The sequence below is a fragment of the Methylobacterium sp. D48H genome, from assembly GCF_053345715.1.
The window spans coordinates 1-8207 of sequence record NZ_JBKFAP010000053.1 but is presented as its reverse complement, the minus strand read 5'-3'; the positions used below and the strand labels follow the sequence as shown (position 1 = coordinate 8207).

Here is an 8207-nt window from a genome sequence, read left to right as displayed (position 1 = left end):
ATCGGCCGGCTCAAGCAGTATCGCCGCATCGCCACCCGCTACGAGAAGCGAGCCGCGAACTACCTCGCCATGGTCACGCTCGGCATGACCATGCTCTGGCTCAGATGACTTTGCAGAGACGCCCTAGTGCACGACTCAGACGGATGGTTCGGGGGATCGGCTGACGGCGGCGAGGATGTCGGTGGCGGGTTTGGTCCAGACAAAGGGTTTGGCGCTCCGGTTGTGCTCGGCGATGTAGCGTTTGATGGCCGCCTGCAGGTCGACGACGCCGGTGAAGGAGTCTCGCCGCAGCCGACGACGGGTGAGCGCTGAGAAGAAGCCCTTGACCGCGTTGAGCCATGAGGCCGAGGTCGGGGTGAAGTGGAACGTCCAGCGCGGGTGTCGGGCGAGCCAGGCGCGCACCTTCGGATGCTTTTGGGTGGTGACGTTGTCGAGGATCGCGTGGATCGCTTTGCCGGGCGGGACGGCGGCCTCGACGGCGGCCCGGCAAGCGGATGAACTCACCGGTCCGGTGGCGCTGCATGCAGCGGCCGAGCACGGTGTCCGCCAAGTCCTCGAGGGCGGCGAACAGCGTCGTGGTGCCGTAACGTGTATAGGCGTGGGTCGGGGCGGCGGGATGGCCGGAGGCGAGCGGACGGTTGGAGCGGGTCCGCTTCAGGGCCCGGGTCTGTCTCTTCTCATCGATGGACAGTAAGCGATGTGCCGGCTTCATCTTCTGTAGGGCAACCTGACCGGGCAGTTTGACGATCCGCACGAGAGAATCGTTTTGTGTCTCGACTTGAGCCGGAGGGGACGGTCCGGCGCTTCGAGATGATCGACGGCGCGGTCGGCCGCAAGCGCTGGAGCGCCGACGACCGGGCGCGGATCCTGGTGGAGACGTTCGTTCCGGGCGCGGTGGTGTCGGTGGTGGCCCGCTGGCACGGGTTGACGCCGCAGCAGCTGTTCACGTGGCGACGCGAAGCGCGCCAGGCCGCCGCCGCGCTGCCGGCTTTCGTGCCGGCGGTGACCGCACCCGAGCCCACGGCGGTGGATCCCGCCCGAGCAGAGCCGCCACGCCGGCGCATCAGACGATCCTCATCGCGCCGCCGCGCGGTGGGGATCGAGGTGGAGGCAGGCGGCATCAAGGTCCGGATCGGCGACGGCGCCTCGCCTACTATCATCGCGGCGGTGATCGGTGCGCTGAAGGGCGGCGCGTGATCGGGCCGGCGGGCGCGGTCCGCATGATGGAGGCGACCCGGCCGGTGGACTTCCGCAAGGGCGCGGACGGCTTGGCGGCGCTGGTGCGCGAGAGCCTGGGCGCCGACCCGTTCAGCGTGGCGGTCCACGTCTTCCGGGCGCGGCGCGCCGACCGAGTCAAGCTCGTCTACTTCGACGGCACCGGCGTGTGCCTGCTGTCGAAGCGGCTGGAGGACGGCAAGTTCTGCTGGCCGGCCGTCACCGACGGGGTGGTGCGGCTCACGGCAGCGCAACTGCAGGCCCTTCTGGAAGGGCTCGATTGGCGGCGCGTGCACGTGGCCCGGCCAACGCGCGCTCCCGTCGCCGTGAGCTGATCCGCCAAGTCGATCACTCTGGCAAAGCCTTATGATCCATGCTCAAATCGGCTTCGTGAGCGAACCGAGCGCGCGCCTGCCCGATGATCCCGCGGCCATGAAGGCGATGGTGGCGGCGCGCGAGGCCGAGATTGACCAGCTGCACCAGATCATCAGGGAGCTGCAGCGTCACCGCTTCGGACGGCGTGCCGAGAGCCTGCCCGTCGACCAGTTGCTCCTGGCCCTGAAGGAGGCCGAGCAGATCGAGGCTGAGGGCCTTGCCGAGAGAGGCTGTCAGGAATTTCGTGTGGGGTCGGCCATAGTGGATCCGGAGGAGGTTCCCGATGGCACGACGCAAAGCACCCCGCATCCCTGACGCGATCCTGGACCAGCTCCTGGCCGGCGCTGATCCGAAGACAGCCTTCGAGGCCGATGGCCTGCTGGACAAGCTGAAGAAGGCCCTGGCCGAGCGGGCGCTCGCTGCCGCGGCTGGCGAGGCGGCGTTGGCGGCCTTCGAGACGAGCGAATGGGGTCGGCGCTACCCGGCCATCGCCCAGAGCTGGCGACGGGCCTGGGCGAGGTGATCCCGTTTTATGCGTTCCCCAGCGAGGTGCGCCGGATCCTGTACACCAAGAACGCCATCGAGACCCTGAACGCCACGCTGCGCCGGGCCGTGCGCGCCCGCGGTCACTTCCCGAACGACGAGGCCGCGCTGAAGCTGCTCTACCTGGTCTTGAACCGCTCCGACAAGGCGTGGAAGATGGGCCGGCGTGAATGGGTCATGGCCAAGGCGCAGTTCGCTGTCATCTTCGGCGAGCGCTTCACCCGGGCCATGGCGGCCTGATGTTCAACCCGCCGCCCGCACACGGAATTCCTGACACTCCCTGCCGCGCTGCTCGCATCGAGAAGAACTCATACCGTCTGAGCCATCGCCCAGACTCGCACGCCTCACCGCCTGCGTGAATCCTCCGCCCGCGTCACTGCATTAGGGTGTGAACCGAACCAAGCCGTTGCAGGGTCTGTCGTTTTGTGATTCCAGGCGGCCGTTCTGCGGCCTGGAGGCGGTGATGGCGGACCTTTTCTGGCTCTCGGATGAGCAATGGGCGGTGACCAGACCGTTCATGCCCCAGGATCAGCCCGGACCCGAGCGCAAGGACAACCGGCAAATCATCTCTGGCATCCTGCACGTGCTGACGTCGGGCTGCCGATGGCGCGATTGCCCGGCCGCCCACGGCCCGCGGACCACGGTCTACAACCGCTTCAACCGATGGTCGCGGCGCGGCTTCTGGAAAGCCATGCTCGCCGCGCTGGCCAAGGCCGGCTGGTGGGGCGAGGCGGCTGCCCTCGGCAGCACCTACGTCCGCCCCCACCGCTCTGCCCATGGCGGCAAAGGGGGGCGACGGCGCAGGCCATTGGCCCGTCGCGCGGCGGCCAGACCACCAAGATCCACGCGCTCACTGACGTCCTCGGCCGCCCTGGCGTCCTCCTGCTGACGCCCGGCAACGCCAGCGATGTCACCGCCGCTCCGACCGTCCTGGCCGAAGCGCCGGGCCGGATCTAACGCCTGGCAGCCGACAAGGGCTGCGATGCCGACTGGCTGCGCGCTGACCTCCGCAAGAGCGGCATCACGCCGGTCATCCCGGGCAAGCGCGGCCGCAAGCGGAAGATCCGCCACGACAAGAGGCGCTATCGGGAGCGGTGGCGGATCGAGGCGACGTTCAACCGCCGCATTGCCACCCGCTACGACAAGCTTGCCCACAACTAAGCTTCAGCCGTCGCCCTGGCTGCCGTCGTCGCCTTCTGGTGCTGATCGAGTCCAAACCCTAGGTAGCGTTCGATTGCTCGCAGTGAAAGCCTGACCCGCCGATGCAACGAGCCAAGCTGCTGTGCGCAGCCACATTTCAGGGATTGGTCTCTCGCTATCCGGGTTAGTTCAAGTTCCAGGCGCACAAACCAGCCCGGCTTTGCCGTTGAGACTCACGACGAAGTCAACTCCAGCAGCTTCCAGGGCTTGGCGCAGGGCCTCCCATGTTCTTGGCTGCACAGTCTCCCGCCCCTCCTCTATGCGTCTGACACTCGACACCGACACGCCGGCGGCGGCGGCTAGGTCCGAGACAGTCCAATTCAACAGCGCGCGGGCGCTCCGCACGAGAGTTCCATTCAAGGCCGGCAACGTCGGATTAGTTTCCATCGTTGCAAGACGGGCGCCAGGCGCGATTAGCAGCATGAACCCAATCCACTCACGCACCGTACCATCGTCGCAGTGCAGCGCTTCAGCGTGACTACTGAACCACGCGGTCCTACCGTCGGCGCAAACTACACGATGCTCCACCTTATAGGGTGTAGCCTGCGCCACTGCCGCTCGCCATGCTACCTCGGTCCTCGCGCGATCCTCAGAATGGATGGCCGATAACCAGCCCTTCCCCCGCATCTCCGATCCCGACTGTCCGGTCAATGCTTGCCAAGTCGAGCTGGGCCGCACTTGCCCATCCGGACTTGATGTCCACACCACGGCTTCGATGGCATGCACGAGACTACGATAACGTGCGGTCGCCTGCTCGGCGAGTAGGCGTGCTTCATGCAGGCCAGTCACATCGAAGGCAGTACCCTCGGCACGCGCTGGATTGTGTTCGGCGTCGAGGACGATCTGCGATTTGACTGCGATCCAACGCACCGTTCGATCTGGGCGTACGATCCGGACCGTACAGTCTATGGCCCGACCACTGTAGAGCAGGTCGAACAGATCGCCGCGCACCGCTCGCTCGTGAGGGTGGAGGAGGCGCTCAAGCAGGCCGTGCAGGCTCTCGTCGAGCGACACGCCAGTGATTTGCGCGAGGCCTGCCGAGCCGGTGGCTTCCCCGGTTCGCAAATTCAAAGACCAGACACCGATCTGGCCAGTGGCCTCGAGCAGCTTGAGCAACTGATAGGAGGATGCGCGACGGCGATTTGGCATGGCCGTTGGATCATAAGTCGCTCAGGTCGGCGAGTCACGCCGCCGAGAGCGATTTGAGTTCATTTGTAAGCTCGCCTCGGTCAGAATGAGCACTTTTATCTCGCTGACGGCCATTTTGTGCATACACTGCAAGCGCAATGTTCATACATAATTTAAAAATTCTTATCATATGGGCATCCGGCAGAATGCGTGATCATGATATTATTCTTCGTTTTCTTTTCAATTCGATCAGATGGGCTCTATTAAATGCCTCGGAACACAATTGCATCGTGGCAAACTGGCGGAGAAAACGATGCTGAGAAATTCGAAGATTGTCTTTAAGGCAATTATGCCGTTGATAATCATGGCAATTGTGGCCGCCGGTTTGGTGTTTTACGCAGTCTCGGGCCTCAACGGGCTCGCGGCACAAACGCGTCATATCGTCGATTTGCAGGTGGTTCGGCTCGAACAAATGCTGCGCATCCGATCACACGTCAATGAGATGGCCATACAGTCGCGGAACTTAATCATCGAGACCGATGAGAAGGAGATGGCTGCCTCAAAGGCTCGTTTCGACACCGCACTGAAGGGCACGCAGGATGCCAACGACGTACTAATGAACCTGGCCGACACAGCCGAGCGGAAGGACATTAACCTGAAGCTCAAAGGGCTGTTGCAGGAATTTTCTTCCTCCCAGGATCGGGCACACACCCTGAGCCTCAACAACGAGAAGGAAGCCGCTGCCAAAGCCTTGCGGACCGATGCCGCTGCTGCGCGTACCAAGCTCCGGGAATTCCTGGGCAATCGCGTTGAGCTCTTAAAGGTAGAATTGCGGCAAGCGCGCGACGCCGCCGAGCAAGCTGCGATGACGACCGAGTGGATCCTGATCGCCGCCGCCACCACGGGCTTGTTTGGAGCCATCGCTCTCTCCGTGCTGATCGTGATGTTCGGAATCACGCGCCCGCTCGCCAGCCTCGTCAACGTGCTCCAGCGGATGGCCCGCGGCGAGATCGACGCTGAGATACGCGAGGCCGCCCGCGGCGACGAGATCGGTGCCGTCGGCAAGGCGGTCGAGGGGATCAAGACCATGGTGGCCCGCAAGGCCGCCGAGGAGGCCGAGGTCAAGCGGCGTGCCGATGAAGCCGCCGCCGCCGAGCGCAAGCGCACCATGATCGAGCTCGCCGACGGCTTCGAGCGCGCGGTCGGCGGCATCGTCGGTCTGGTCTCGTCCTCGGCCACCGAGCTTCAGGCGACGGCGCAACAGATGACGTCGACGGCTGACGAGACGGCCAGTCAGTCCACTGCTGTCGCGGCTGCCGCCGAGGAGGCCGCGACCAACGTCCGCACCGTGGCCGCGGCCGCCGAGGAGTTGGGTTCGTCCGTTCAGGAGATCGGCCGGCAGGTGACCGGCTCGGCCCACCTCGCCCAGACGGCGGTTGGCGAGGCTAATCAGACCGCGCAGCTCGTCCAGGCGCTCAGCCAGGCCACTGATCGGATCGGAGACATGACCGGTATGATCGCCTCGATCACCGGCCAGACCAACCTCTTGGCGCTCAATGCCACCATAGAAGCCGCCCGTGCCGGTGCGGCAGGTCGCGGCTTCGCGGTGGTCGCCGCCGAGGTGAAGGCATTGGCCGAGCAAACCGCAAAGGCCACCGAGGAGATCGGCCGGCAGATCGGCGAGGTGCAGAGCGTGAGCGCCCAGGCAGTGACGTCTATCGGCGGCATCATCGGCCGGATCCGCGAGATCGACAGCGTCGCAACTTCGATTGCCGCAGCCGTGGAGCAGCAAGGCGCTGCCACGCAGGAGATCGTGCGGAACGTCAGCCAAGCGGCAGTCGGCACGGGCGAGGTGACCAGCAACATCGCGGGGGTGGCGCACGCATCGGAAGAAACAGGAACGGCGGCGAGCCAGGTCCTCTCGGCCGCCTCCGAGCTATCACATCAGTCGGAGCGCCTCACTGCCGAAGTCGGTCGCTTCCTCAGCACTGTACGGGCTGCCTGATACCATGGCCGAGATTCACATTTTGCCGGCCGGCTTCGATCCCGCTGTGCTGTCCCGAAGTTGCGTAGCTCTTCAGCAGCGCCTAGAGGCCGGCTACGATCTCGGGGATCGTAGCCATCACATCCGGATGCTTGGCATGTCGCTTCGGACGGCTCACCGAGACTTGCAACTTCAGATCAATGCGATCCGCGCTCTGCCCCCCATGCCGAGCATAGATATGGAGGCGGTGTGTCTGTCGGTCGAAGCATGGGCGGATGCTCTGGCAACCTGCTTGGCCTTGATCGAGACGCAGATGTTCAACTCTTGAGGCTATAGGCGGCGCCTCGATTTGGGTTGGATATCGATAGTCGGAGCGGGCATTTCGGTGGCCGCTGCCGGGTTCACGGCGGGCGTTCGTGGACCGTGTCGAGCTTGTTCCCGGCTCGGGCTCGCCATCGACAGGCGTGACGAGACGCTGGTGCCGCCTCAAGTCCAGTCCAATAAGTAATCTTTGACCGGCTTGCACTCGGCCTTCATGGCGTAGTGACAGGCAGAGGAGCGTACCATGCCCGGTTTGGGCTCCGAGCCGTCGAGCGATCCCTGCGCCGCGCACGAGCGGAGCGCAGCCGCTATTCCCCTGTCGCCCCCACGGGGTGACAGGGGCGGGAAAGACGTTCCGCAGGTCGCAGATGGCGACTGGCCCGAGCAGTTCCGGCGCTTCGAGGCGGCGCTGCGGCACATGAACCAGGGCCTGTGCATGTTCGACCGGCGCGCCCGCCTCGTCGTCTGCAACCACCGGTACCGGGAAATCTTCGGCATCCCAGGCGACTTCCCGCTGTTCGGCAAGACCCAGGAGGAGATCTGTGGCTTCCTCGTCTCTGCCGGGCGCTACCCGCCGGCCACAACCCTCGACACGATCAAACAGAGCGTGCGCGGCGCACTCGAGCGATCACAAGCCCTCTCGATCTTCCGTGAGCTTGCCGACGGTCGGATGATCGCAATCCTCTACCGACCCATCACCGGGGGGGCTGGGTCTCCACGTTCGAGGATGTCACCGAGCAGCGGCGTAGTGAGGCGCGCATCCAGCACCTCGCCCGCCATGATGGCCTGACCGAACTCGCCAACGCCCATACCCTGCGCGAGGATGGCCGAGCGCTCTCGACCGCTTACGCGAACGGCCTACCGGTCGTGGCCTGCCACTATCTCGACCTCGACCGGTTCAAGTTCATTAACGACACCTACGTGCAGGTCCGGCAGAGGTCGTTCGCCGATACGGTGCTGGCGATCCTGGCCGAGACGGCCTTTCCGGCCAGGCGACTTGAGATCGAGATCACCGAAAGCGTGCTCATGGACGTGGGCGGGACGACGATGCAGAACCTACACCGGCTGCGCGACGCCGGGGTGCGTTTCTCGCTCGATGACTTCGGCACCGGCTACTCGAGCTTGGGCTACCTGCGCCGTTTCCCCTTCGACAAGATCAAAATCGACCGCTCATTCATGCGCGACGCGGAAACAAGTGCCGATGCCCTCGCCATCATCCGCGCAGTTGCCGGCCTCGGCACGAGCCTGGGCATCACGACACTGGTAGAGGGCGTCGAGACCAAGCGGCAGTTGCAGATCGCGCGGGCGGAAGGGCTAAGAGCCCCTAACAAAACCGGGTTTGGCGCGTTGGGTGGAGATGGCGAGACCGCTCCTCCCCGATGGCCTGTGGGCCGAGATCGCACCGCTGCTGCCGCCTGAACGGGCCAAGCCGAAAGGCGGT

At 64.8% G+C, this 8207-nt stretch carries 6 protein-coding genes and 7 pseudogenes; 11 read left to right on the top strand and 2 right to left on the bottom strand.

What is annotated here, in order from left to right; translation table 11 throughout:
* Positions 1-108, top strand: a pseudogene (locus ACLBX8_RS31140) (IS5-like element ISMra2 family transposase); the annotation flags it as partial.
* 27 nt (positions 109-135) lie between these two features.
* On the opposite strand, the pseudogene ACLBX8_RS31135 reads toward ACLBX8_RS31140, so the two are convergent.
* Positions 136-742 (bottom strand): annotated as a pseudogene (locus ACLBX8_RS31135) (IS630 family transposase); the annotation flags it as partial.
* A gap of 68 nt (positions 743-810) precedes the next feature.
* On the opposite strand from ACLBX8_RS31135, the gene tnpA reads away from it, so the two are divergent.
* The 5 genes and pseudogenes from tnpA (at position 811) to ACLBX8_RS31110 (ending at position 3294) form a co-directional block, all read left to right on the top strand.
* Positions 811-1197, top strand: a complete 387-nt coding sequence (tnpA, locus tag ACLBX8_RS31130) for an IS66-like element accessory protein TnpA (RefSeq protein ID WP_447716361.1) — start codon at positions 811-813, stop codon at positions 1195-1197.
* A gap of 23 nt (positions 1198-1220) precedes the next feature.
* Positions 1221-1550 (top strand): IS66 family insertion sequence element accessory protein TnpB, encoded by a 330-nt coding sequence (gene tnpB, locus ACLBX8_RS31125; RefSeq protein ID WP_447716360.1) that lies wholly within the window; start codon positions 1221-1223, stop codon positions 1548-1550.
* 55 nt (positions 1551-1605) lie between these two features.
* A pseudogene (locus tag ACLBX8_RS31120) lies at positions 1606-1812 on the top strand (transposase domain-containing protein); the annotation flags it as partial.
* A gap of 187 nt (positions 1813-1999) precedes the next feature.
* Positions 2000-2373: pseudogene (locus tag ACLBX8_RS31115) on the top strand (transposase); the annotation flags it as partial.
* 223 nt (positions 2374-2596) lie between these two features.
* Positions 2597-3294, top strand: a pseudogene (locus tag ACLBX8_RS31110) (IS5 family transposase).
* Positions 3295-3462: 168 nt separating this feature from the next.
* Here the strand turns inward: ACLBX8_RS31110 and ACLBX8_RS31105 are convergent.
* Positions 3463-4482, bottom strand: coding sequence for a PAS domain-containing protein (locus ACLBX8_RS31105; RefSeq protein ID WP_447716359.1), 1020 nt, complete (start codon positions 4480-4482; stop codon positions 3463-3465).
* 292 nt (positions 4483-4774) lie between these two features.
* Between ACLBX8_RS31105 and ACLBX8_RS31100 the strand changes: the two genes are divergently transcribed.
* From ACLBX8_RS31100 to ACLBX8_RS31080, 5 genes and pseudogenes are all read left to right on the top strand, one after another.
* Positions 4775-6466, top strand: a complete 1692-nt coding sequence (locus tag ACLBX8_RS31100) for a methyl-accepting chemotaxis protein (RefSeq protein WP_447716358.1) — start codon at positions 4775-4777, stop codon at positions 6464-6466.
* Positions 6467-6470: 4 nt separating this feature from the next.
* A complete protein-coding gene (locus ACLBX8_RS31095; protein WP_447716357.1) occupies positions 6471-6773 on the top strand; it encodes a hypothetical protein in 303 nt (100 codons plus the stop codon).
* 237 nt (positions 6774-7010) lie between these two features.
* Positions 7011-7556, top strand: coding sequence for a PAS-domain containing protein (locus tag ACLBX8_RS31090; protein ID WP_447716356.1), 546 nt, complete (start codon positions 7011-7013; stop codon positions 7554-7556).
* 77 nt (positions 7557-7633) lie between these two features.
* Positions 7634-8020, top strand: a pseudogene (locus ACLBX8_RS31085) (EAL domain-containing protein); the annotation flags it as partial.
* A gap of 103 nt (positions 8021-8123) precedes the next feature.
* Positions 8124-8207, top strand: a pseudogene (locus ACLBX8_RS31080) (IS5/IS1182 family transposase); the annotation flags it as partial.

Excerpts from the sequence above, each read along its gene's own strand:
- ACLBX8_RS31105 (WP_447716359.1), bottom strand. The coding sequence starts at position 4,482 with ATGCCAAATCGCCGTCGCGCATCCTCCTATCAGTTGCTCAAGCTGCTC.
- ACLBX8_RS31100 (WP_447716358.1), top strand. The coding sequence starts at position 4,775 with ATGCTGAGAAATTCGAAGATTGTCTTTAAGGCAATTATGCCGTTGATA.
- tnpB (WP_447716360.1), top strand. The coding sequence starts at position 1,221 with ATGATGGAGGCGACCCGGCCGGTGGACTTCCGCAAGGGCGCGGACGGC.
- tnpA (WP_447716361.1), top strand. The coding sequence starts at position 811 with ATGATCGACGGCGCGGTCGGCCGCAAGCGCTGGAGCGCCGACGACCGG.
- ACLBX8_RS31095 (WP_447716357.1), top strand. The coding sequence starts at position 6,471 with ATGGCCGAGATTCACATTTTGCCGGCCGGCTTCGATCCCGCTGTGCTG.
- ACLBX8_RS31090 (WP_447716356.1), top strand. The coding sequence starts at position 7,011 with ATGCCCGGTTTGGGCTCCGAGCCGTCGAGCGATCCCTGCGCCGCGCAC.